21 protein-coding genes are annotated in these 22,405 nt (G+C 71.2%); 11 read left to right on the top strand and 10 right to left on the bottom strand.

What is annotated here, in order from left to right; all coding sequences use genetic code 11:
* Positions 1–120 precede the first annotated feature (120 nt).
* A complete protein-coding gene (locus tag LUM46_RS09945) occupies positions 121–1,119 on the top strand; it encodes a TIGR01777 family oxidoreductase (RefSeq protein ID WP_274993681.1) in 999 nt (332 codons plus the stop codon).
* Here LUM46_RS09945 and LUM46_RS09940 read toward each other — a convergent pair.
* Positions 1,103–2,569: a serine/threonine-protein kinase gene (locus tag LUM46_RS09940; protein WP_274993679.1), complete on the bottom strand. Its 1,467-nt coding sequence runs from the start codon at positions 2,567–2,569 to the stop codon at positions 1,103–1,105. The genes LUM46_RS09945 and LUM46_RS09940 overlap by 17 nt on opposite strands.
* Before the next feature lie 120 nt (positions 2,570–2,689).
* Positions 2,690–3,778, bottom strand: coding sequence for a Gfo/Idh/MocA family oxidoreductase (locus LUM46_RS09935; protein WP_274993678.1), 1,089 nt, complete (start codon positions 3,776–3,778; stop codon positions 2,690–2,692).
* Between the two features lie 168 nt (positions 3,779–3,946).
* Between LUM46_RS09935 and LUM46_RS09930 the strand changes: the two genes are divergently transcribed.
* From LUM46_RS09930 to glnA (LUM46_RS09905), 6 genes are all read left to right on the top strand, one after another.
* The gene (locus LUM46_RS09930) at positions 3,947–4,660 is read left to right on the top strand and encodes an HNH endonuclease family protein (protein ID WP_274993677.1); all 714 of its coding nucleotides are present in this window, start codon (positions 3,947–3,949) and stop codon (positions 4,658–4,660) included.
* Positions 4,661–4,708: 48 nt separating this feature from the next.
* Positions 4,709–4,906, top strand: coding sequence for a hypothetical protein (locus LUM46_RS09925; RefSeq protein WP_274993676.1), 198 nt, complete (start codon positions 4,709–4,711; stop codon positions 4,904–4,906).
* 55 nt (positions 4,907–4,961) lie between these two features.
* Entirely contained in the window at positions 4,962–5,663 is a 702-nt protein-coding gene (gene lipB, locus LUM46_RS09920; RefSeq protein ID WP_274993675.1) for a lipoyl(octanoyl) transferase LipB, read from the top strand.
* Positions 5,664–5,756: 93 nt separating this feature from the next.
* Positions 5,757–6,758 (top strand): lipoyl synthase, encoded by a 1,002-nt coding sequence (gene lipA, locus LUM46_RS09915; RefSeq protein WP_274993674.1) that lies wholly within the window; start codon positions 5,757–5,759, stop codon positions 6,756–6,758.
* A gap of 42 nt (positions 6,759–6,800) precedes the next feature.
* A complete protein-coding gene (locus LUM46_RS09910) occupies positions 6,801–7,544 on the top strand; it encodes a DUF4191 domain-containing protein (protein WP_274993673.1) in 744 nt (247 codons plus the stop codon).
* Between the two features lie 369 nt (positions 7,545–7,913).
* On the top strand, positions 7,914–9,338 hold the full coding sequence (gene glnA, locus LUM46_RS09905) for a type I glutamate--ammonia ligase (protein ID WP_274993672.1): 1,425 nt from the start codon (positions 7,914–7,916) through the stop codon (positions 9,336–9,338).
* Between the two features lie 1,022 nt (positions 9,339–10,360).
* Here the strand turns inward: glnA (LUM46_RS09905) and LUM46_RS09900 are convergent.
* Positions 10,361–10,894: a hypothetical protein gene (locus LUM46_RS09900; RefSeq protein WP_274993671.1), complete on the bottom strand. Its 534-nt coding sequence runs from the start codon at positions 10,892–10,894 to the stop codon at positions 10,361–10,363.
* A 139-nt stretch (positions 10,895–11,033) separates the two neighbouring features.
* Between LUM46_RS09900 and LUM46_RS09895 the strand changes: the two genes are divergently transcribed.
* Entirely contained in the window at positions 11,034–11,918 is an 885-nt protein-coding gene (locus LUM46_RS09895) for an endonuclease/exonuclease/phosphatase family protein (RefSeq protein ID WP_274993670.1), read from the top strand.
* On the opposite strand, the gene LUM46_RS09890 is transcribed toward LUM46_RS09895, so the two are convergent.
* Together LUM46_RS09890 and LUM46_RS09885 are read right to left on the bottom strand one after the other, a co-directional pair.
* Entirely contained in the window at positions 11,902–12,531 is a 630-nt protein-coding gene (locus LUM46_RS09890) for an NAD(P)-dependent oxidoreductase (protein WP_274993669.1), read from the bottom strand. The genes LUM46_RS09895 and LUM46_RS09890 overlap by 17 nt on opposite strands.
* Positions 12,528–13,562: an EamA family transporter gene (locus LUM46_RS09885; protein WP_274993667.1), complete on the bottom strand. Its 1,035-nt coding sequence runs from the start codon at positions 13,560–13,562 to the stop codon at positions 12,528–12,530. Before LUM46_RS09885 ends, LUM46_RS09890 begins: the two co-directional genes overlap by 4 nt.
* Before the next feature lie 81 nt (positions 13,563–13,643).
* Between LUM46_RS09885 and LUM46_RS09880 the strand changes: the two genes are divergently transcribed.
* Positions 13,644–14,525, top strand: a complete 882-nt coding sequence (locus LUM46_RS09880; protein ID WP_274993666.1) for a LysR family transcriptional regulator — start codon at positions 13,644–13,646, stop codon at positions 14,523–14,525.
* A 22-nt stretch (positions 14,526–14,547) separates the two neighbouring features.
* Here the strand turns inward: LUM46_RS09880 and LUM46_RS09875 are convergent, their stop codons facing one another.
* Positions 14,548–17,955, bottom strand: coding sequence for a bifunctional [glutamine synthetase] adenylyltransferase/[glutamine synthetase]-adenylyl-L-tyrosine phosphorylase (locus LUM46_RS09875; RefSeq protein ID WP_274993664.1), 3,408 nt, complete (start codon positions 17,953–17,955; stop codon positions 14,548–14,550).
* A gap of 82 nt (positions 17,956–18,037) precedes the next feature.
* A complete protein-coding gene (gene glnA / locus LUM46_RS09870) occupies positions 18,038–19,372 on the bottom strand; it encodes a type I glutamate--ammonia ligase (RefSeq protein ID WP_274993663.1) in 1,335 nt (444 codons plus the stop codon).
* Positions 19,373–19,476: 104 nt separating this feature from the next.
* On the opposite strand from glnA (LUM46_RS09870), the gene panB reads away from it, so the two are divergent.
* On the top strand, positions 19,477–20,307 hold the full coding sequence (gene panB, locus LUM46_RS09865; RefSeq protein ID WP_274993662.1) for a 3-methyl-2-oxobutanoate hydroxymethyltransferase: 831 nt from the start codon (positions 19,477–19,479) through the stop codon (positions 20,305–20,307).
* A gap of 31 nt (positions 20,308–20,338) precedes the next feature.
* On the opposite strand, the gene LUM46_RS09860 is transcribed toward panB, so the two are convergent.
* Positions 20,339–20,524, bottom strand: a complete 186-nt coding sequence (locus tag LUM46_RS09860; protein WP_274993661.1) for an SPOR domain-containing protein — start codon at positions 20,522–20,524, stop codon at positions 20,339–20,341.
* Between the two features lie 14 nt (positions 20,525–20,538).
* Here LUM46_RS09860 and ppgK point away from each other — a divergent pair, with 14 nt between their 5' ends.
* The gene (ppgK, locus tag LUM46_RS09855; protein ID WP_274993660.1) at positions 20,539–21,285 is read left to right on the top strand and encodes a polyphosphate--glucose phosphotransferase; all 747 of its coding nucleotides are present in this window, start codon (positions 20,539–20,541) and stop codon (positions 21,283–21,285) included.
* Positions 21,286–21,338: 53 nt separating this feature from the next.
* On the opposite strand, the gene LUM46_RS09850 is transcribed toward ppgK, so the two are convergent.
* Both LUM46_RS09850 and LUM46_RS09845 read right to left on the bottom strand, forming a co-directional pair.
* Positions 21,339–21,656, bottom strand: coding sequence for an STAS domain-containing protein (locus LUM46_RS09850; RefSeq protein ID WP_274993940.1), 318 nt, complete (start codon positions 21,654–21,656; stop codon positions 21,339–21,341).
* A gap of 319 nt (positions 21,657–21,975) precedes the next feature.
* Positions 21,976–22,332 carry a DUF3467 domain-containing protein gene (locus LUM46_RS09845; RefSeq protein WP_274993658.1) on the bottom strand — a complete coding sequence of 119 codons (357 nt, stop codon included), beginning with the start codon at positions 22,330–22,332 and terminating at the stop codon, positions 21,976–21,978.
* Positions 22,333–22,405 lie beyond the last annotated feature (73 nt).

Raw genomic sequence — 22,405 nt, 5'->3', positions numbered from 1 at the left:
CGAGAGCTCCCGTCGCGTAGCTAGCGGCGAGCAGTCGGCTGTGGCCGGTTCCGGGTTCGGAACCGGCCACAGCCGTCTTCCCGGCGGTGACTCCCCTGCCCGGCAGGCTAGATTCACAGCATGGACGTGGTGGTCGCGGGTTCGCACGGTCTCATCGGCTCCGCCCTGGTCGCGGACCTCGTCGCGCGCGGGGACAGCGTTCGACGGCTGGTACGCCGCGGCGCGGAACCGCCCGACGGCGCCGGTTCATTCGAGTCGCCCCGCCGTCCGAGCCCACCCGCCGGAGGCGACGCGCACCCTGCCGCCCCCACGGACGCCGTGCGCGACGTGCTGTGGGACCCGCGGACCGGCGAGCTCGACCCGGCAGCGCTGGACGGTGCGGACGCCGTCGTGAACCTGGCCGGCGCCGGGATCGGCGACCACCGCTGGACCCCTGCCTACAAGCAGACGCTCCTCGGCTCTCGGACCACCACGACGAGCCTGCTCGCCCGCACGGTCGCCCGCCTGGACAGTCCACCGGTGCTCGTCAACAGCTCGGGGATCGGGGCGTACGGCAGCCGCGGGGACGAGGTCCTCACCGAGGCGTCCGCGCGCGGGGACGACTTCCTCGCCGGCCTCGTCAAGGCCTGGGAGAACGCGACCACTCCCGCGTCAGAGGCCGGGGCGCGCGTCGTGTGGCTGCGCAGCGGCATCGTGCTGGCGCCCTCGGGCGGCGCGCTCGGCAAGCTGCTGCCCATCCTGCGTCTCGGTCTCGGCGGGCCGCTGGGCACCGGCCGCCAGTGGTGGAGCTGGATCACTCTCACCGACGAGCTGGCGGCGATCCGCCATGTCATCGGCACGGACGTCCGCGGCCCGGTCAACGCCGTCGCGCCCGAGCCGACGACGAACCGGGAGCTGACCCGAGCGCTCGCCCAGGCCCTGCACCGCCCCGCTGTCCTCCCCGTGCCCCGGTTCGCGCTGCGGATCGGCGTCGGCCAGTTCGCCGACGACCTCGTCGCCTCCCAGCGGGCCGTGCCCGGTGTGCTGGCCCGGACGGACTTCACGTGGGCGCACGCGAACCCTCAGGACGCGGCCCGCTGGGTGGTGGAGGAGACGAACGAGGTCAGCGCACCTCGCTGACGCGCCAGCCCTGCGGGGTCCACACGAGAGTCAGGTCGGCCGACTCCTTCGAGGCCGGCACCGCCGTCTCACCGCTGTCGGACACCTGCATGTGTGCGGTGATCGTGTACTCGATCCGGACCACCGCCTCGATGGGCTCCTTCTTGCCGCTTGCCTGCTTGCCCTCGGCGACGCCGTCCGACTCGGACCGCTCGGTCTGCGAGGCGGTGGTCGCGCTCTGCAGGGCGGACGCGGCGCCCGGCCCCACCGTCACGACCTCCATCGACTGGACATCGGCCGACGCGCCGACCACCTGGGCCCCGGTCTGCTCGAGCTCGTCGAGGATCTTCTTGTCGGCCCGGTAGGCCGGAGAGCCCTCCACGTTGACCGCGTCGATGTCCGACACGGCGCCCGCCAGCAGCGCCAGCCGGCGCGACGTCAGCTCTGCTGCGGCGCCCGCTGGGTCCTTGGCGTTCGCCACGGGGCTGATACCACCCATCCGCGGCCCGGAGGCCTCGGGCGACGGCGCGGCAGCCGCCGGCTCCTCGCCCCCGAAGACCTGGGGCATCGCCGTGACGCCCGCGGTGATCCCGGCGATCACGCCCGCCGCGATCATCGCGGTGGCGAACACCGAGACGGTGGTGGTCCGCGGCTCGGCATCCTCCGCGACGAGCTCGGACCGGGTCCGGCCGCCGAGCGGCATCGCCGCCCGACGCCGCGCCTGGGCCACCCAGGCGCGGCCGTCCACGACGGCGATCGATCCGGTCAGCGTCTTGGCCGCCGAGCGCCAGGCCGACGGCGTCTGCGCGCCGAGCGGCACGTGACCCGCGATGGGCACCGGGCCGCTGATCGCCGCCGAGATCAGCGCCGAGCCCTCGGGGAGGCGTACCGGCACCGGCTTCACGGCGTCGTGCGCGAGCGCCGCGAGGGTGCCCGGCTCCGGCCGGTCGCGCGGGTCCGTCGCGCGGGCCCGGGCCAGGACGGCACGCAGGGCCTCGTCCGCCGCGGAGTTCAGGCTCGGGCCGGGGAACCCCAGCACCGACTCCACGAGCGTGGCCAGCGACGTGACGTCGACCGGGTCGTCGCTGTGGTCCGGGAGCGTGACGCGGGGGCGGAGCATCGCGCTCCCGTCGGAGCGCAGCAGCACGTCCGTCGGCCGGACCCCACCGTGGACCAGGCCCACGCTATGCAGGGCCGCGAGCGCCTGCGCGATCGCGACGGTGACGCCTGCGGCCTCCGCGGGGGTCAGCGGGCCCCGGGATCCGACGGCTGTGGGCAGATCGACAGCTCCCGTACGCGACAGCCGTACGTCCAGGTTGTCCGGACCGTTCGGGGAGATGGCGATGAGCGGCACCAGATGGGGGTGGTCCAGTGTCGCGAGAGTGTCTAGACGGCGCACCAGGAGAGCGCGCGCTGCGGCCTCCGTGGGGACGGCCACGCGGACCAGTTCCGCAGATTCGATGTAGTGCACTCGTTCATGAGAACCCCGCTTTTCGAAGCCCGCCCTTTATCCACAGGATTTGCTGAATCCGGAACGCTGTGGGTGAACCACCCGAATGCAGACCGCCACGGACGGGTACGCGCATCGGGCTCACACGTCGATGAGCCGACCCTCCCGGGCGGACAACCGGGCGGCGTCCAGCACCTCCGCGGTGCGGACGGCGTCCGCCGGCTCGACCGGGACGTCGGCCTCGCCGGCGAGCCATTCGGCGACCGCCGTGTAGAAGTCCTCGTGCCCGCCGCGCGGCCGGGGCACCGCCGTCCGCTCCCGGCCGCGCACGAGCCAGCCGTGGGTGCCTTCGGGCTGCTCGCCGTCGAGCACGTCGAAGGGTGAGGCATCGGCCTCGAACGAGTTCACGAGGTAGGCACCGCCGTCTCCCAGCACGCGCGTGCGCGGCCCGGGTGCGCCGACGAGGGAGCCGGCCCACAGCCGGGAGACCACGCCCTTCGCGGGAGGTTCGGCCCCGAAGAGGACGTCGGCGCCGGCGGCCCGCCCGGGGACGACGCCGGGCTCGGTCCCGGGCGCCGCGTGGTGCAGCACGAGGAACACGTCGTCCTCGGTGGGTGTGGAGAGCGTGCGCGTCTCGGCATACACGGCGACGACGGGCCCGAACAGCTGGGTCGCCGAGTCCACGAGGTGCGGGCCGAGGTCGAGGAGGAGCCCGCCGCCGACCGTGTCGTTCTCCTTCCACCGCTGCTGCGGCTTGGGGCGCCAGCGCTCCCAGTGCCGCTCGAAGGTGTGCACCGTGCCGAGGTCGCCACGCTTGAGCAGGGCAGCGAGGGTCAGCTGCTCCGGGTCCCACCGGCGGTTGTGGAACACCGTGAACGGAGTGCCCGACGACGACGCGGCGCTCAGTACCCGGCGGGCCTCCGCCGCGGTGGTCGCTATCGGCTTGTCCAGCACGAAGGGCTTGCCGGCCACCGACACGGCGTTCGCGTGCTCGGCGTGCAGGGACGAGGGGCTCGCGATGACGACGAGGTCGTAGAGTCCTGGCTCGGCGAGCATCGACGGCAGGTCGGTGAACAAGCGGGCGCCCGGCCAGTCACCGGCTGCCTGCATGCGCCGTCCCGAGTCCCGCGCGACGACGGCGGTCACCATCATTCCCGCTGCTCGCGCCAGGCGGGCGTGAATTTGCCTGCCCGCACCCCCGTAGCCGACAATCCCGATCCGAAGAGCCATGGCCCCATCGTGCCCCGCGGGGCGCGGCAACGCGAGATCACTGGTCAGCGGGTTAACAGTCGTAACACGACTCTGGCAGACTGGGGCAAGAGGTACGTTTCGCACTTTCTTAGCGTGTCCGGCCACGTGTGTCCGGACCACACCGGGCGACAGAATGATGAGGGGCTCGTGTCCGCCACAGCCAAGAAGTCCAGCCAGACCCGCAAGACCCTGCAGCTCGTGCTCGTCGCGGTAGCGGCACTCGTGCTCGCCGGCAACTTCGTCATCAAGTCCCTCGGTGACGACGTGGCCCCCGCCGAGGGCGCCGAGGGCTCGGCGCTCGCGACGCTCGACTCGCTCACGGTGCAGGACGCTGCCACCAAGGACGGCTACGACCGCGAGGCCGACTTCGGCAGCGCCTGGCAGGACGCCGACGACAACGGCTGCGACACCCGCAACGACATGCTCCAGCGCGACCTCGAGGACATCGAGTTCTCCGCCGGCGACACGTGCGAGGTGGCGTCCGGGACCCTTGACGACCCGTACACGGGCGAGGCCATCGCGTTCGTGCGCGGCCCGAACTCCAGCGACGTGCAGATCGACCACGTCGTGGCCCTGATGAACGCCTGGACCACCGGCGCCGCGGACTGGGACAAGGAAAAGCGCGTGCAGATCGCGAACGACCCGCTCAACCTGGTGGCCTCCGACGGCCCCGCGAACATGGGCAAGGGTGCCAAGGACGCGTCCGAGTGGCTGCCCGAGAACCAGGCCTACCGCTGCGAGTACGTCGCCCGGCAGATCGCGGTCAAGGCCAAGTACGAGCTGTGGGTCACGCCCGCCGAGCACGACGCCATGGAGGAAGTCCTGACGAGCTGCCCGGCGGAGCCGCTCCCGGCGCCCTGACCCGGGCTGGGCCGGGCTCGGCGGGGCTGGGCCGCCACTGAGCGGCTGTTGCTGAGCAGGCAGAACCGGCTGCTGGCGACCGGGAAGATCGTGCTGCTGCGCTTCAAGCCCACCGACAACGACCGGCAGGGCGGGATCGGTGCCGTCGTCGCGGCCCACCTCGCGGAGCTCGGCAGCTGGACGCCGTCCCCAGCTCCCGAGTCCACGATGACGGCTCTCGGCCGCCTGCTGAACCCCACTCAGTGAAGCCAGTCCCCGGCCACGCCGTACGTCCCCGAGGGCTGGACGTAAGGTGACAGGCATGGACATCCGCCACCTCACCGGGCACATCGAGTACCACGAGGGCTGGGACCTGCAGCGCAGCACCCACGAGTCCGTCCGCACCGAGGACCTGGCCGACACGGTCTTCTTCCTCGAGCACGCCTCCGTCTACACGGCGGGCGCCCGCACCCACCGCGACGAGTACCCGACCGACGGCACCGAGGTCATCAAGGTCGACCGCGGCGGCAAGATCACCTGGCACGGGCCGGGCCAGATCGTGGCCTACCCGATCCTCAAGCTGGCCAAGCCGTTCGACGTCGTCGAGTACATCCGCACGCTGGAGCAGGCGGTGATGGACGTGTGCGCGGAGCTCGGCGTGGAGACCATGCGCGTCGAGGGCCGCTCCGGGGTATGGGTCGCCGCTGACTCCCCCGTCCAGCCGAACCCACGCCGGGAGCGCAAGGTCTGCGCCATCGGCGCGCGGGTCGCCAAGGGCGTCACCATGCACGGCCTCGCCCTGAACTGCGACGCGGACCTGGCGGCGTTCGAGCACATCGTGCCCTGCGGGATCGACGACGCCGACGTCACGTCGCTCACCGCCGAGCTCGGCCGCCAGGTCACCGTGGACGACGTCCGCCCCCACCTGGAGGCGGCACTGATCGAGCGGCTCGCTCCGCTCCTGGCCCGGACCGGCGCCGAACCTGCCGCCGTACCGTCCGAGAAGATCGCTGCGACCGCGTGACGAACGCCACTGCCGGGCCCGTGGGCGACCGCGCAAGCGCGGGCGCCCGAGGCATAGGCTGGGCGAACCCGCTGACCTGGGAGGGGAAACTGCGTGACCATCGCACCTGAAGGCCGACGCATGTTGCGCATCGAAGCGCGCAACTCGGCTACGCCCATCGAGAAGAAGCCCGACTGGATCAAGACTCGGGCGGTGATGGGTCCCGAGTACCGCGACATGAAATCTCTCGTCAAGGGCGAGGGCCTGCACACGGTGTGCGAGGAGGCCGGCTGTCCCAACATCTTCGAGTGCTGGGAGGACCGCGAGGCCACCTTCCTCATCGGGGGTGACCAGTGCACACGGCGCTGCGACTTCTGCCAGATCGACACCGGCAAGCCGGCCGACTTCGACAAGGACGAGCCCCGTCGCGTCGCGGAGTCCGTGCGGACGATGGGCCTGAAGTACTCGACGGTCACGGGCGTCGCCCGTGACGACCTGGCTGACGGCGGCGCCTGGCTCTACGCCGAGACGGTCCGCCAGATCCACGCGCTGAACCCGGGCACCGGCGTCGAGCTGCTGATCCCCGACTTCAACGCCATCCCCGAGCTGCTCGACATCGTCAACGAGTCCCGTCCCGAGGTGCTCGCGCACAACGTCGAGACCGTGCCGCGCATCTTCAAGCAGATCCGGCCCGCGTTCACGTACGAGCGGTCCCTCTCGGTGATCACCCGGGCCCGTGACGCCGGCCTCGTCACCAAGTCGAACCTGATCCTCGGCATGGGCGAGACCATCGACGAGGTCAAGCAGGCCCTCCAGGACCTGCACGACGCCGGTTGCGAGATCATCACGATCACGCAGTACCTCCGGCCCTCGCTGCGCCACCACCCGGTGGACCGCTGGGTGCGGCCCGAGGAGTTCGTCGACCTGTCCGAGACCGCGGAGCAGATCGGCTACCTCGGCGTCATGGCAGGGCCGCTGGTGCGTTCGTCGTACCGCGCGGGCCGCCTGTGGGGCCAGGCCATGACCAAGCACGGCCGCCCGATTCCCGAGGCGCTCTCGCACCTCGCACAGCCCACCACCTCCCGACAGGAGGCGGCGAGCCTGCTCGCTCGCTGATCTGGCACCCAGTCCACCCGCAGCGCACTAGAATTGACGACCATGGCCCGAACCTCGTCCGGGGGCGACGCGCGCAACGATGTAGCAGCGTCTGCCGCCAAGCAGAAGAAGCCCAAGAAGCGCCGTTGGTATCACCAGCTGTGGGACGTCTACAAGATGACCCGCAAGCAGAACCCGCTCGTCACGTGGTGGATGCTCGCCGCGTTCGTCGGGGTCGTCGCCGTGGCGCTGCTGATCGGTGTGCTCGCGGGTCCGTGGGTCTACGCGCTGGTCATCGGCGTCCCCTTCGGCGTGCTGGCAGCCATGTTCGTGCTGTCGCGCAGTGCCGAGAAGGCGGCGTACACGCAGATCGCCGGCCAGCCCGGCGCCGCGCGTGCCGCGCTCGGCACCGTCCGCGGTGGCTGGACCTTCGAGGACGAGCCCGTCGCGGTCGACGCACGCAACCAGGACTTCGTGTTCCGGGGCGTCGGCAAGGCCGGTGTGGTGCTCGTCTCCGAGGGGCCGCCGCACCGCGTGGGGCGGCTCCTCGAGCAGGAGCGCAAGAAGGTCAGCCGCATCCTGTCCAACGTGCCGGTCACGCTGATCCAGTGCGGCGACGGCGAGGGTCAGGTTCCGCTCACCAAGGTCGCGCGCAGCGTCACCAAGCTCAAGTCGACCCTGACCCGGGCCGAGGTCTCCGAGGTCAGCAAGCGCCTCAAGGCCATCGGTGGGATGAAGCTGCCGATCCCGAAGGGCATCGACCCGACCCGCGCCCGCCCGGACCGCAAGGGCATGCGCGGTCGCTGACCGGCCTCCGCCGCCGTCGGGCAGCGTGCCGGGCGGCCATGGCGAATCAGCACGGCGAATCATGGCGAGAGGGTGCCTTCCGCAGGGAAGGCACCCTCTTTGCTTTCCCTTCTCCGTCCGATGGACGGACGCTGCCAGGCCCGGCCCTGTGAGTTCTGGCACTCTAAGGACCGCTGCCGGAGCCTCGACCAGCACATCTCCCCGGGATTACACGGCCGAGAGGGCCGAGAAACATCCCGGCAACAATCAGTAACCCGAGAGAAACCACCTGCCCTTAGGTTCAAGGCGATCCGCGTGCGACCCTGCCCTGCTCGTCCGGCAAGGTCCGACGGACTCCCCCTGAACTTATCGAGCGAGCAAGGAGCGCAGATGTTCAAGAACGCCGAGGAGGCGATCGCCTTCACCCGCAACGAGGGGGTGGAGTTCGTCGACGTCCGGTTTATCGACCTGCCGGGTGTGACGCAGCACTTCAACATCCCGGTCGAGCAGTTCGACGAGGACGCCTTCAGCGAAGGCCTCATGTTCGACGGCTCGTCCATCCGCGGATTCCAGGCGATCCACGAGTCCGACATGAAGCTCGTGCCGGACATCACGACGGCGTTCATCGACCCGTTCCGCAAGGCCAAGACGCTGATCGTGAACTTCTCGATCGTGGACCCCTTCACGGGTGACGCCTACGCTCGCGACCCGCGCAACATCGCGGCCAAGGCCGAGGCGTACCTGAAGTCGACCGGCATCGCCGACACGGTCTTCTTCGGTGCCGAGGCCGAGTTCTACGTGTTCGACGACGTCCGCTTCAAGACGTCCGCCGAGGAGAGCTTCTACTCCATCGACTCCGTCGAGGCCGCGTGGAACACCGGCCGCGAGGAGGAGGGTGGCAACCTCGGGTACAAGACCCGCTTCAAGGGCGGCTACTTCCCGACGTCGCCGAGCGACCGCTTCGCCGACCTGCGTGACGACATGGTCAAGACGCTCGGCCAGGTCGGCCTCTCCGTCGAGCGCGCGCACCACGAGGTGGGCACCGCCGGCCAGCAGGAGATCAACTACAGGTTCAACTCCCTGCTGCACGCCGCCGACGACCTGATGAAGTTCAAGTACGTCATCAAGAACGTCGCGTTCGAGGCCGGCAAGTCGGCCACGTTCATGCCGAAGCCGGTCTTCGGTGACAACGGCTCGGGCATGCACTCGCACCAGTCGCTCTGGAAGAACGGCGAGCCGCTGTTCTACGACGAGAAGGGCTACGGCGGTCTGTCCGACCTCGCCCGCTGGTACATCGGTGGCCTGCTCAAGCACGCGCCGTCGCTGCTCGCCTTCACCAACCCGTCGGTGAACTCGTACCACCGCCTGGTCCCGGGCTTCGAGGCTCCTGTGAACCTCGTCTACTCGGCTCGCAACCGTTCCGCCTCGATCCGTATCCCGATCACGGGTACGTCGCCGAAGGCGAAGCGCATCGAGTTCCGCGCACCGGACCCGTCGTCGAACCCGTACCTGGCGTTCTCGGCGATGCTGATGGCCGGCCTGGACGGCATCAAGAACCGCATCGAGCCGCCGGCACCGGTCGACAAGGACCTGTACGAGCTGCCCCCGGAGGAGCACGCTCAGATCGCTCAGGTCCCGACGTCGCTCGGTGGCGTGCTGGACGCGCTCGAGGCCGACCACGAGTACCTGACCGCCGGTGACGTGTTCACCGAGGACCTGATCGAGACCTGGATCGCGTACAAGCGCGAGAACGAGATCGACCCGATCCGTCTGCGGCCGCACCCGCACGAGTTCGAGCTCTACTACGACATCTGACAGCCGGTCCCTCGGGACCTGCTGAGATGCGCTGAAACGGCGGCTGAACTGCATTTTCGTCTCGCGACGTGGTGCAGCGTCAGCCGCCGTTTCTCGTCCTCCCGTGTAACTCTCGTGTAACTTCCCAGGCGAGTCCCCCAGAGTGGTCCTCGGAGGTCCTCGTGCGGGTCTTCGATCCGGCCATACTCCCGGCTCGGGGTCCCTGATCCTCCGTCATCCGTTGGCGCGGGGCTCTCACGGACATCTGTTCCTCGCCGAAGGGTCGAGTGGGAGTGTGAGCAATGACGACGGCTGACAGTCCCAGCAAGGGCTTCCGGCACCAGGTAGGGCGTCCGTTCCGGGCACTCGGACGCGGCATCGCCCGAGTGGTGGAGGCTCTGGACCTCCTCAGCCTGATTGTTCACATCGTCCGCGGTGTTGTCTGGCTCTTCCGCAGCGTCGGGCGGGCGATCTCTGGCTGGTTCTGACCGTTCCCTCGAGCAACGAAAGACGGTCCTAACTACTGATCCGTGACCGTCTCCGTCATGTCTGCGCCCGCGTGGCGGTGGGGTGCGACGGTGGTACACGCACCCTGCGCGCCGGAGGCGCGCCGTGATCTCATAGAGGTCAATTCGGCAGCGCATCAGTGCGCGAGCATGACGAGGCCAGCGATGCATCGGTGGCACCGCAGCCGTGGGCGGCGCGTTCGACCGCTGCTGCCACGGGCTGCTTCTAGTGAAGGGTGAGGACATGAAGCGATCTGTTCGGCGGTTCCTCGTCTTCTTCATCGTTTCCGTGGTGTCGAGCGCAACGATGATCCTGCTCCTGCCACGTGCGCTCGGCCCGGACGCCGCGGTTCAGGGTTGGATCCCTACGACGTTGGGCGGGCTCAGCGCCGCAAGTGCGTTCGTCGCGTGGAGGGTCCGACCACAGTGGGACCAGGACCCGTCCAACCCTTCCCCGTAGTGGGTGTGTTCTCGGTGGCACCCTGCGGGCTGATTGCTGGGCAGGGTCCGGACCGACCACAGCCCTCGATCCTGCGGTCAGGGCTGGGCAGGCGTCCGGCGTCGGAAGTAGGCGACGGTCAGCACCGCGAGCAGCGGGCCCCACGCCAGCAGCGGCACGTAGCAAACCAGCAGGACCACCTTCTGCAGGACAGTCGGGAAGAAGTAGTCGAGGCCGCCGCTGGTCGTCCCGCTCAGGACGTTGAGGACGGCGAACGTCCAGATCCCGGTGAGTGCGGTCGCGCCGAGCGCCGCGGGGACCGTGGCGGCGAGCCGGTGGATCGGCCGTCCGCCGATCAGCGGCAGCCAGCCCGGCACCACCTCGCCCCACCGCTGGACCAGCCCGAGCGACAGCAGTGCCAGCGCCTCGGCGACGAGCGAGAGCCCGACGATCTGGACGCGTTCGGAGAACGGCAGCACGATCGCCGTGTTCGCGACCGGCAGCCCGGCCACCAGGGCGATCCGCCACAGGCCGGACGGCAGGGTGATCAAGGCCAGGAGGTGCGCCAGCCGGCGCGCGGCCGGCGTCACGTCCGGGGCGGTCCGGAGCAGGGAGTTCGTTGACAGGCTCATACCGTCGATCCTGCTGGGAACGGGTGCCCGCAGGATCACCCGCCCGCGTGAGCCTGCTCCCCCGGTCGGGTGACTACCGCCCGGGCAGAATGCCGGATCTCTGCTGGCTCGGGAGGCGCGAACGCCGCACGATGCAGTGATGACGACCTCCGCGACACCGGATCCGACGCCTCCGGTACCCACGGTCCGGGCACTCACGATGAACGTCTTCGGCCCCAGCAATCCCGGCTGGGACCAGCGGCATCCGCTGATCGGCGAGGCGATCCGCTCCCTCGCTCCCGACATCGTCGCGCTCCAGGAAGTGCCGGTCGACACTCCGGAGGTCCTGGAGCGTCTGATCGGCCCGGGCTACCACCTCACCCACTTCTCCCGTCCGTCGGACGACGGCGTCGCGGGCACCCTGGCCACCCGCTGGCCGCACCGGCTGGTCACCGAGATCGACCTCCGCGTCAGCGAACGTAGCCGGGAGACCCTGCCGTGGTGCGCCGCCGTCCTCGTCGAGCTGGACACGCCTGTCGGACGCATGCTCGTGACGCACCACAAGCCGAGCTGGCCGCTCCCGTTCGAGCGGGAACGGGAGGAGCAGGCGGTGCTCGTCGCGCGGGCGATCGAGGAGCACCTCGGCGACCGCGACCTGCACGCCCTGGTGCTCGGCGACTTCGACGCCACGCCCGACTCGGCGGGCATGCGGTTCTGGCGAGGGCGACAGCCCGTGGAGCAGCTGAGCGTGTCCTATCAGGACGCCTGGGAGTACGCCCACCCGGGCGAGCCGGGGCACACCTTCGATCTGGCCAACCCCCTGGTGCGCGACGGGGAGTTCACCACGGCGGCATCTCGGAGAATCGACTACGTCCTGGTCCGCGGCGGGCTGCGCGGCCCGACGTTGCGGGTGACCGACTGCCGGCGGGTGCTGGACCAGCCCGTCGGTGGGGTCTGGGCCAGCGACCACTACGGCGTCGTCGTCGATCTGGCGGCGCCGCCGACTGGCGTCCCAGTGCTGGGGTCGGTCAGTACGCCACGGTGAAGTGCCTGACGCCGCCAGGGTTCTCGACCTCGTCCAGCACGGCGACGGAAAGGTCCTCGGCCGAGATCTGAGATCGGCCCGCTTCGTCGACCAGCAGCGTCGTCGTGCCACGACGGTAGACGCCGGTACGCGTCCCCGGTTCGAGGACCGCCGGAGGGCTGAGATAGGTCCACGCCGCGGGATGGCCGTCGCACGCCTGGAGCTGAGCGAGGCTCGCGATCGCGCTGGATCGCCACTGCGCCGGGACGAACGTCTCGTCGTCGATGACCAGCCTCCCGGGCACGCCGGGACTGGCCAGCGGACCGGCGCCGCCGACGAGCAGCACGGCCGTTCCGGTCCCGACAGCGGCGTCGAGCAGAGCCGTTGTCATCTCGGGCACCGTCGCTTCCTCGCCCGGCCGTGGCCGCACGGCACTGACCGCCACGTCGGCGGTTCGGAGGACCTCCCGCACCCGTGCCGCGTCCCGCACATCGACGGAGACCGTCTCGACCTCGGCGTTGCCGTTCCCGGCGTCCCGGCGCGAGACCGCGACGACGTCGTGCCCCCGCGCCCACGCCTCGTCGACCACACGGCTGCCGACCATGCCGGTTGCCCCGAAGACCGCGATCCTCATCGCACGACCTCCAGCGGCTGGATCCCTGCCGATGCCGATGCCGACGGCGACGCCGACGCCACCCGAGCCGCCCGCTGCCCCCGGGGCGGGAGCTGCCCCGCGAGCACCGCCGCGAGCGCCAGTGCGAACCCGGCGACCTGGAGGCCCGACAGCTCCTCGCCGAGCATCCCGACACCGATCGCGGCCGCGACCAGCGGCGAGAGCGGGGCGAGGAACGCGACGGAGGTGACCGGCAGCCGTCCGATGCCGCGGAACCAGAGCACGTAGGCGATGAGGCCGCCCACCAGCCCGAGCCAGAGGTACCCGAGGGCGGCGCGGCCGTCGACGGCGGGCGGCGCACCCTCGGCGAGGAGGGTGACCGGGACGAGGAAGAGCCCGCCGGCTGTCAGCTGCCAGCCGGCGGCCGAGACCGGGCCGACGCCGTCGGGGCGTCCCCAGCGCTTGGTCAGGGTGACGCCGAGCGCCATCGAGACGGCGCCGGCGAGCCCGGCGAGGACGCCTACCGCGTCGAGCCTGGCGCCGGGACCCAGCACGACGAGGCCGACGCCGGCGACGCCCGCGGCACCCCACGCGACCCGGCGCAGGCTCAGGCGCTCACGGAGCACGGGCACGGCGAGGAGGGCGACGACCAGGGGGCTCACCGCGCCGAGCGTGGCGGCGACCCCGCCGGGCAGCCGCTCGGCGGAGATGAAGAGCATCGGGAAGAAGAGGCCGATGTTGAGGATGCCGAGCACTGCGCTCTTCCACCACCACGCACCGTGGGGCAGGGCGCGGCGGGCCGCCGGGCCGGTCCGGTCAGCACGTGCCCTGCTGAGCAGCGCGCCGATCGCCACGGCGACGAGGCCCGCGGGCAGCGCACGGGCGAGCCCCGCGAACAGCGGGTGTCCGGCCGGGAGCATCTCGGTGGTGACGTAGTAGGTGGTGCCCCAGACCATCGGGGCGAGGGCGGTGACGGCGGTGAGCGCCGCGACGGCGGTGAGGGCCGCCGTGCGGCCCTGACGGTGGCCTGGTCCGAGCGTCGTGGTGTTCATGCACGCCAGTCTTCGGCCGCGACCAGCTATGAGTCCAACACATCCTTTTCATGCGATCGATCGTGCTGCACGATGGATCGCATGGAGCTCCAGCAGATGCGGTACGTCATCGCCGTCGCCGAGACGTCGAACTTCACGCGGGCCGCCGAACGCTGCCACGTCGTGCAGTCGGCGCTGAGTCATCAGATCAAGCGCCTCGAGCACGAGCTCGGCGCCCCGCTCTTCGCCCGCACCAGCCGACAGGTCCGCCTGACGGCGGCCGGCGAGGCGTTCCTGCCCGCCGCCCGGCAGGCGCTCGAGGCGGCGGAGCGCGCCGCGGCGGACGCGGCGGCCACGGTCGGCGAGGTGCGTGGACGGCTCAGTGTCGGCGTCATCCCGACGGTCGCCGCCGTCGACGTACCGGCCGCCCTGCGTGACCTACGACGCCGGCACCCGCAGGTGCGCGTCTCCCTGCGCACCGGCCCGAGCGATCTGTTGACGCCCGACGTCGCGGCCGGGCGGCTCGACGTCGCTTTCCTGGGGCTGCCCAGCTCCGCGCGGCCGAGCGGCGTGCACCGCCACGAGCTGGCCAGGGACCGCCTCGTCGCCGTGCTCGCCCCCGACCATCCGCTGGCCGGCGCCGAGGGCCTCGACCTCGCGGACCTCGCGGCCGAACCGTTCGTCGACTTCCCGTACGGGTCTGCGGGCAGGGCTCAGACCGACCAGGCGTTCGCCCGGGCCGGCCTCCGCCGCGACGTGGCCTTCGAGGTGACCGACGCACCGCTCATGGCACAGGTGATCCGCCACGGGCTGGCGATCGGCTTCCTGCCGTCGACGTACCTCCGGCGGGCCCCCGAGCTCGGGGGCCTGGCCACGGCGACCGTGCAGGACGCGCCGAGCCGGATCGAGTACGTCGTCTGGGGCAAGCCGGGTCCTACGCCCGCGACCCGTGCGTTCCTGACGGCGATCGGCCTGCTCTCGTAGAGATGACGATCTCGGGCCGGTCTCACTCCGCGCCGTAGAACACCCGCTCCATCACGGCCCGCGCCCGCCGGGCCAGGCGCAGGTAGAGCTCCTCCAGCTCCGGGCCCGTGCCGACGTCGCCGAGCAGGCGCGCCAACCCCGTCAGGGCGTGGCTGTCGTGCGGCAGCATGTCGACGCCCTGACCGGTGGTGCGGCCCGACCACAGCACGATCGCCGAGCGCAGCCGGGACGCGAGCCGCCACGCCTCCAGCAGCACCTCGGCGTCGTCGTCGGTCAGCAGGTCGGCCTCCCGGGCCGCCTTGAGCGCGGCGACCGTGCCGGTGGTCCGCAGGCCGGGCACCTCGAACGCGTGCTGCAGCTGCAGCAGCTGGACCGTCCACTCGACGTCCGACACGCCGCCGCGACCCAGCTTCAGGTGCCGTGCCGGGTCCGCACCACGGGGCAGCCGCTCCGACTCCACACGTGCCTTGATGCGCCGCACCTCGCGCAGGACCGCTGCGTCGGGGCCACCCTCCGGGTAGCGCAGCGGGTCGATCAGCGCTGTGAACCGCGCGCCCAGCGACGCGCCGCCCTCCGCGCCGGGCCCCAGGTCGAGCTCCTGGCCGACGTCGGGCACGCCGCCACCCTCCGCACCACCAGCACCAGCACCAGCACCAGCACCAGCACCAGCAGCACCGCCGGCACCAGCAGCACCGCCGACCCCCGCTGTCGCCCCGCCGTCCAGCGACGCCGCGACCGCGCCCTCCTCCGGGCCGCCCGCCGCGACGACGCTCAGCGTCCCGGAGAGCGCACGCGCCCGCAGGAGCGCCTGCGCCTCCCAGGGCGAGGACCAGCGGCTGTAGTACTCCACGTAGGAGTTGAACGACCGCACGAGCGGCCCGTTGCGGCCCTCGGGCCGCAGGTCGGCGTCCACGGGCAGGCTCGGCTCCGGCCCCACGGCGGAGAGGATGCGCCGCAGCCCCTTCGCCACGGACAGCGCGTAGTCGTTGGCCACCTTGTCCGGGGCACCGCCCACGGCCTCGTACACGAACATGACGTCGGCGTCCGAGCCGTACCCGAGCTCCTGCCCCCCGAGCCGCCCCATCGCGACGATGAGCAGCCGGGCGGGCTCCTCCCCGCGCCCGACCCCGCGCTCGGCGCGGGCCTCGTGCTCGGCGATGCGCAGACCGCCCGCCAGGACGACGTCGGCGGCGTCCGAGATGGCCTTGGCGGCGGAGACCGGGCCCAGCGCCCCCAGCACCTCGGCGACGCCGGTGCGGGCCAGCTCGCGCCGCCGCAGTGCGCGGAGAGCGACCGTGGCGCCGTCCACCTCCTGCGCCCGCCCGAGCAGCGCGTCCGCCTCGGCCGCCAGCCGGCGCACCCCGCGCGGCGCGAGCGACTCGGACTCCGCGAGCCAGCGCACCGACTCCGGGGACCGCCCGATCGCGTCCGCGAGGTACCGCGACGAGGACAGCACCTGCGCCAGGCGTGACGCCGCCTCGGCGGAGTCGCGCAGCAGCCGCAGGTACCAGTGCGTGGAGCCCAGCGTGTCCGACAGCTTCCGGAACGCGAGGAGGCCCTCGTCCGGGTCGGCGCCCTCCGCGAACCAGCCGAGCAGCACCGGCAGCAGCTGACGCTGGATCGACGCACGCCGCGAGACGCCGTCGGTCAGCGCCTGGACGTGGCGCATCGCGCCGGCCGGGTCGCGGTAGCCGATGGCGGCGAACCGGGCCATCGCGGCCTGGGGGGCCAGCGACGCCTCGCCCGTCGACAGCAGCGCCGTCGCCGGCAGGAGCGGCCGGTAGTAGACGGCCTCGTGCAGGTCGCGGACCTCGCGCCGGACCGAACGCCACGTCTTGACGAGATCGTCCGCGCCGCCCCGGCCCAGCCCGCGGGCGATGCGCCGCAGGTCGGCCTCGGCGGTCGGCATGAGGTGGGTACGACGCAGCCGGAAGAGCTGGATCCGGTGCTCCAGCGCTCGCAGGAACCGGTAGCACTCCCCCATCCGGCGGGCGTGCTCGCGCCCGACGTAGCCGCCGCCGGAGAGCGCCGCCAGGGCGTCGAGAGTGGTCCGCGACCGGATGTCCTCGTCCGCACGCCCGTGCACGAGCTGCAACAGCTGGACGGTGAACTCGACGTCACGCAGGCCGCCCTTGCCGAGCTTGACCTGACGGTCGGCCTCGGCCACCGGCACGTTGTCCTCGACGCGCTTGCGCATCGCGCGGGCGTCCTCCACGAAGTTGGGCCGTTCCACGGCCTGCCACACCAGCGGCCCGACGGCGGCGACGTACTCCTCCCCCAGCGCCAGGTCCCCGGCGACGGGACGCGCCTTGAGCAGCGCCTGGAACTCCCACGTCACGGCCCACCGCTCGTAGTACGCGACATGGCTGGCCAGCGTGCGCACGAGCGGGCCCTGCTTGCCCTCCGGCCGCAGCGCCGCGTCGACCTGCCACAGCGCCGGCTCCGCGGACGGGCCGGAGCACACCTGCGCCAGCCTCCCCGCGAGCCGGGCGGCGACCCGCAGGGCGTGGTCCTCGTCGCACGCCGGTGCGCCGTCGGGGAGGAGTCCGGGCTCGGCGACGTAGATGACGTCGACGTCCGAGATGTAGTTCAGCTCCCGGCCACCGGTCTTGCCCATGCCCAGCACCGCCAGACGCACGCCGACGGCGTGGTCGTCCTCGTCGGCGCGTGCGATGGCCAGTGCGCCCTCCAGCGCGGCGGCGGCCAGGTCCGCGAGCGCGGCCGCGACCGCCGGCAGCACCGTCGTGGGATCCGGGGCGGTGACGTCGGTGGCGGCGATCCGCAGCAGCCGCGCGCGGTACGCCCGGCGCAGCCTGTCGGTGCAGGAATGCGTCCCGTCCTCGGCCGGCTCCGTCCGGTCGGCGGGCACGTGGGTACCCGCGACCGGGTCGTGCGCCTCGGGGTCCGCGTCGACGGCCCGCAGCAGCTCGGCGCGCACGAGCTCGGCCGGCACGTCGGTGCCCGGCTCGCAGTCACAGATCAGGTCCAGGAGGGCGGGGTGGCGCACGAGCTCGTCGCCGAGCGCGGAGGACGAGCCCAGCACGCGCAGCAGCCGGTCGCGTGCGGACGGGCGGGGAGCCGTGTCGTCGTCCGCGTCGGCGCGGGACCCCGCCGGTGCCGCGCCGGAGACGGCGAGGACCGGGCGCAGGCGGTCCGGGGCCGCGGCCGCGAGACGGACGAGCTGCAGCAGCGCGAGGTCGGGATCGGCGACCGCGGCGAGCGAGCGCAGCAGCGCCGTGTCGGCGGGCGCCAGCTCGACGGCGCGTCGGTCGGGCCCGGCCGTGTGGTCCGCGCTCCGGGCGCCCTTCGGCCTGCTGTCCAGGACCGACACCAGGTCGGGGTCCTGCCACAGCGAGGCCGACCGGGTGAGGTCGGCGAACCCGGCCCGGATCAGGTGGGTCGTGAGGGTCTCGGGTCGGCGGCTCTGCACCCCCTGACCCTACGACGGGAGCGCCCTCTGCCGAAGCAGAACCGTGGCGAACCTCGCCACGGTTCTCCGCCGGCGATGTGGGTCAGAGCTGCAGGAACCGCTTGATCTCGAACGGCGTGACCTGCGCGCTGTACGCCTCCCACTCCTCGCGCTTGTTGCGCAGGAAGTAGTCGAAGACGTGCTCGCCGAGGGTCTCGGCAACGAGCTCGGACTTCTCCATGAACTGGATGGCCTCGTCGAGGTCGCGCGGCAGGGGCGCGATGCCCAGGGCACGGCGCTCGGCAGCCGTGAGCTCCCAGACGTCGTCCTCGGTGTGGTCGAGGAGGTCGTAGCCCTCCTCGATGCCCTTGAGGCCTGCGGCCAGGAGCACGGCGAACGCGAGGTAGGGGTTCGCGGCCGAGTCCAGCGCACGGTACTCGATGCGCGCCGAGTTGCCCTTGCCCGGCTTGTACATCGGCACCCGGACCAGCGCGGACCGGTTGTTGTGACCCCAGCTGACGTAGCTCGGGGCCTCCTGCCCGCCCCAGAGCCGCTTGTAGCTGTTGACGTACTGGTTGGTCACGGCGGTGATCTCGCCCGCGTGCACCATGAGGCCGGCGATGAACTGGCGCGCCGTCTTCGACAGCTCGAACTGGGCGCCCGGCTCGTGGAACGCGTTGCGGTCGTCCTCGAACAGCGACACGTGGGTGTGCATGCCGGAACCCGGCTGGTCGGCCAGCGGCTTGGGCATGAAGGACGCGAACACGCCCTGCTCCAGCGCCACCTCCTTGACGACCGTGCGGAACGTCATGAGGTTGTCGGCGGTGGTCAGCGCGTCGGCGTAGCGCAGGTCGATCTCGTTCTGCCCCGGACCGGCCTCGTGGTGGGAGAACTCGACCGAGATGCCCATCGACTCGAGCATCGTGATCGCCGCGCGGCGGAAGTCGTGCGTCGACCCCCGCGCCAGGTGGTCGAAGTACCCGCCCTGGTCGACCGGCTCGAGCGTCGAGTCGGCCTTGGTCAGCTGGTTGAAGAGGTAGAACTCGACCTCGGGGTGCGTGTAGAACGTGAACCCGCGGTCGCTCGCCTTGGCGAGGGTGCGCTTGAGGACGTTGCGGGAGTCCGCGAGCGAGGGCTCACCCTCTGGCGTCAGGATGTCGCAGAACATCCGGCCCGTGCCGTGCCGCTCGCCCCGCCACGGAAGCACCTGGAAGGTCGTCGGGTCCGGCTTCGCGACCATGTCCGCCTCGAAGACCCGGGTGAGCCCCTCGATGGCACTGCCGTCGAAGCCGATGCCCTCGCTGAACGCCGACTCCAGCTCTGCGGGCGCCACAGCGACCGACTTCAGCACACCGAGCACGTCGGTGAACCAGAGCCGGATGAAGCGGATGTCGCGCTCCTCGACCGTGCGGAGCACGAACTCCTGCTGCCTGTCCATGGGCCCATCTTGCACTAAACCTGTTACAGGCGCGTGTACCGGGCATGGACGACCGGCCGTAGGCTTTCCTGCGGCACCGATGCCGCCCGAACCACAGGAGGACCATGTCCGCCCACACGTCGCCCACTCAGGGCCCCAAGAGGGTCCGCGTGCACCACCTGGCGGAGGCCAAGGCGCGGGGTGAGAAGCTCGCGATGCTCACCGCGTACGACGCCGTGACGGCAGCGATCTTCGACGCGGCGGGCATGGACATCCTGCTCGTGGGCGACTCCATCGGGAACGTCATGCACGGCCACGCCACCACGATCCCGGTGACCGTCGGCGACATGATCCCCGCCGCTCGTGCCGTCGCGCGGGCCGCGAAGCGCGCCTTCGTGGTGATCGACCTGCCGTTCGGCTCCTACGAGGCCGGTCCGCAGCAGGCTCTGGAGACCGCCGTGCGGGTCTTCAAGGAGACGGGCGCCGACGCGGTCAAGCTCGAGGGCGGCGTCCGCTCGGCGCCGCAGATCCGCGCGCTGACCGACGCCGGCATCCCCGTCGTCGCGCACCTCGGGTACACGCCGCAGTCGGAGAACCTGCTCGGCGGACCACGCGTGCAGGGCCGCGGCGACTCGGCGGTGGAGAGCCTCGCGGCCGACGCGCAGGCGGTCGAGGAGGCCGGCGCCGTCGCCGTCGTCCTGGAGATGGTGCCCGTCGACGTCGCCGCGCGGATCACCGAGATCGTGCGCATCCCGACCATCGGCATCGGGGCAGGCCCGCACTGCGACGGCCAGGTCCTCGTGTGGACCGACATGGCGGGCATGACCAGCTGGTCGCCCCGCTTCGCGCGGCGCTACGCCGAGCTCGGCGTAGCGCTGCAGCAGGCCGCGGAGGACTACGTCAGCGAGGTCAAGGACTCGTCGTTCCCGGACGCGGAGCACTCGTTCGACAAGTAGCCCGCACGTCTGGCTCCTCCACGGGAACGGGCTACTTCTTGCGCCAGTCCTCGTCGTCCTCCTCCCAGGACTCGTTGCGCGCCTTCGCACTCTCCAGGGCTTGCTGCGCCTCGGCGCGCGTGCCGTACGGGCCCATCAGATGGGTCCAGGACGAACGGCGCCCCTCCTCGACCTCGCCCGTCTCGGTGTTGTACCAGTACTGCTCCTCAGTGGTCATGAGACGATCCTGACATGAGTGACCTGGCGTTCGGCATAGACATCGGAGGTTCGGGGATCAAGGGTGCGCCCGTCGACCTCGTGGCCGGCGAGTACGCGGACAAGCGGACCCGCATCCCGACCCCTCGACCGTCCACCCCGCAGGCGGTGGCGGACGTGCTCGCCCAGCTCGTCGACAGCTACCATCTGGCCGACGACGTACCGATCGGCGTCGCCTTCCCCGCCCCGATGCAGCACGGCGTGGTGCGCTCCATGGCGAACCTCGACCAGTCCTGGACCGGGGTGGACCTGCCGGCGCTCGTCCGCCGGGCGACCGGCCGCCACGCCGTCGCGGTGAACGACGCCGACGCCGCGGGCGTGGGCGAGGTGCGCTACGGAGCAGCCCGCGACACCGACGGCGTGGTGCTGGTGGCGACCCTGGGCACGGGGATCGGCTCGGCACTGGTGGTCGACGGCGTCCTGGTACCGAACACCGAGCTGGGGCACCTCGAGATCGACGGGCACGACGCCGAGACCCGCGCCGCCGACTCCGCGCGTGAGCGCGAGGACCTGTCCTGGGAGGAATGGGCCGAGCGCCTGCAGCGCTACTTCGGCGTGGTGGAGGACCTGCTGTCGCCCGACCTCATCGTCGTGGGTGGCGGAGTGAGCAAGCACCACGAGAAGTACCTGCCCCACCTGCACCTGCGCGCGCCGATCATTCCCGCGCAGCTGCGGAACGCGGCAGGGATCGTGGGCGCCGCAGCACTGGCCGCGGGGCGCTGAGCCGACTTCTGCGCCCGGCCTCCGGGCCGGGCGTGGTCGTCGCCGGAACCGGGTCAGGCCTCCCGCGCCGCGGCGGGCTGAGCAGGCTGCGCGAAGAGCACATCGACCCCGAGCATCTCGATGACGCTCCGCACCACCGGAGGCGGCTCCGGAAGCGTGACGGTCAGCCCGTCCTGCGTTCCGTAGGTGTACATCTGCATGAGGAACGCGACGCCGGTCGAGTCCATGAACGTCACCCTGGAGGTGTCGATCACGACCGACTTGGCCCTCTCGAGGGCATTGGCTATCGCAGCACTCGACTCGCCTCGTAGGGAGACATCGATCTCTCCCCACATACTCACGACACTCGTGCGGGACTGTTCTTCGAACATGATCCCGCCCGTGCGCCCCCTGTTATCGAATTCCGTGTTGCTCACTTGCATCGCCCCTGTTCATTGCTCCCCGACACGGCCGCCGGAACGGGTCGCCCGACCCCCCGGGCAACTCTGGGAGATTGCAACGCCTTCGTCGCGATCACGGGAAGCCTACATCCGTGAAGATCGCAAGTGGAACAGTCTCCGAGGCTTACATTTCCCCCTCAGGACTGGTATAACCCACCTTTTCTCCATCCAAACTGGAACAATCCTCCCGGGCAGACCGGACATATGGGCGCCGAGTTGGACAATCGTCCAAGAAAAAGATTCACAAGATTCAATTCTCTGACGATCGGTTCGGGCCATCCGGACCTTCCTGGGCCCCCGGATTGCGAACAGTCGGTGCGCTTTCCTTCTCCCATGCGTCGAGCTGCATAGTGAGCGCCTTGGCGAGCTCGAACACCTGCTGCGGAGGAATGCGCACACGCGACACCACCCGGCCCGGAACCGTTATCGAGGTGACTTCTCCCGACTCGGGGTCGGAGACCGGGCTCGGCGGCTGCTTCACGGCGATGAAGTCCAGGATGAACGACGTCGGCGTGTGCCACACGGAGGCGAAGTCGGCCGGTACGCCAGTCTCCATCTCGTCAGGCACGTCGATCTGGAACTCCTGGGGCAGCTCGTCGGACGACACTGAGGCTCCTCGATTGGCCGGGCGGTTCCCCGACCGTACCGTGGGCCCTCTGGGTGCGACAGTGGAAACGGAC

This window comes from Promicromonospora iranensis, assembly GCF_028994805.1.
GTDB classification, from domain to species: Bacteria; Actinomycetota; Actinomycetes; order Actinomycetales; family Cellulomonadaceae; genus Promicromonospora; species Promicromonospora iranensis.
This window is presented reverse-complemented; position numbering and strand designations above follow the sequence as displayed.

Bases quoted from the DNA above. Each gene is read 5' to 3' on its own strand.
- LUM46_RS09945 (WP_274993681.1), top strand. From the start codon at position 121: ATGGACGTGGTGGTCGCGGGTTCGCACGGTCTCATCGGCTCCGCCCTG.
- LUM46_RS09935 (WP_274993678.1), bottom strand. From the start codon at position 3,778: ATGGCTCTTCGGATCGGGATTGTCGGCTACGGGGGTGCGGGCAGGCAA.
- lipB (WP_274993675.1), top strand. From the start codon at position 4,962: ATGGACATCCGCCACCTCACCGGGCACATCGAGTACCACGAGGGCTGG.
- LUM46_RS09910 (WP_274993673.1), top strand. From the start codon at position 6,801: ATGGCCCGAACCTCGTCCGGGGGCGACGCGCGCAACGATGTAGCAGCG.
- glnA (WP_274993672.1), top strand. From the start codon at position 7,914: ATGTTCAAGAACGCCGAGGAGGCGATCGCCTTCACCCGCAACGAGGGG.
- LUM46_RS09900 (WP_274993671.1), bottom strand. From the start codon at position 10,894: ATGAGCCTGTCAACGAACTCCCTGCTCCGGACCGCCCCGGACGTGACG.
- LUM46_RS09895 (WP_274993670.1), top strand. From the start codon at position 11,034: ATGACGACCTCCGCGACACCGGATCCGACGCCTCCGGTACCCACGGTC.
- LUM46_RS09890 (WP_274993669.1), bottom strand. From the start codon at position 12,531: ATGAGGATCGCGGTCTTCGGGGCAACCGGCATGGTCGGCAGCCGTGTG.
- LUM46_RS09885 (WP_274993667.1), bottom strand. From the start codon at position 13,562: ATGAACACCACGACGCTCGGACCAGGCCACCGTCAGGGCCGCACGGCG.
- LUM46_RS09880 (WP_274993666.1), top strand. From the start codon at position 13,644: ATGGAGCTCCAGCAGATGCGGTACGTCATCGCCGTCGCCGAGACGTCG.
- glnA (WP_274993663.1), bottom strand. From the start codon at position 19,372: ATGGACAGGCAGCAGGAGTTCGTGCTCCGCACGGTCGAGGAGCGCGAC.
- panB (WP_274993662.1), top strand. From the start codon at position 19,477: ATGTCCGCCCACACGTCGCCCACTCAGGGCCCCAAGAGGGTCCGCGTG.
- LUM46_RS09860 (WP_274993661.1), bottom strand. From the start codon at position 20,524: ATGACCACTGAGGAGCAGTACTGGTACAACACCGAGACGGGCGAGGTC.
- ppgK (WP_274993660.1), top strand. From the start codon at position 20,539: ATGAGTGACCTGGCGTTCGGCATAGACATCGGAGGTTCGGGGATCAAG.
- LUM46_RS09850 (WP_274993940.1), bottom strand. From the start codon at position 21,656: ATGTTCGAAGAACAGTCCCGCACGAGTGTCGTGAGTATGTGGGGAGAG.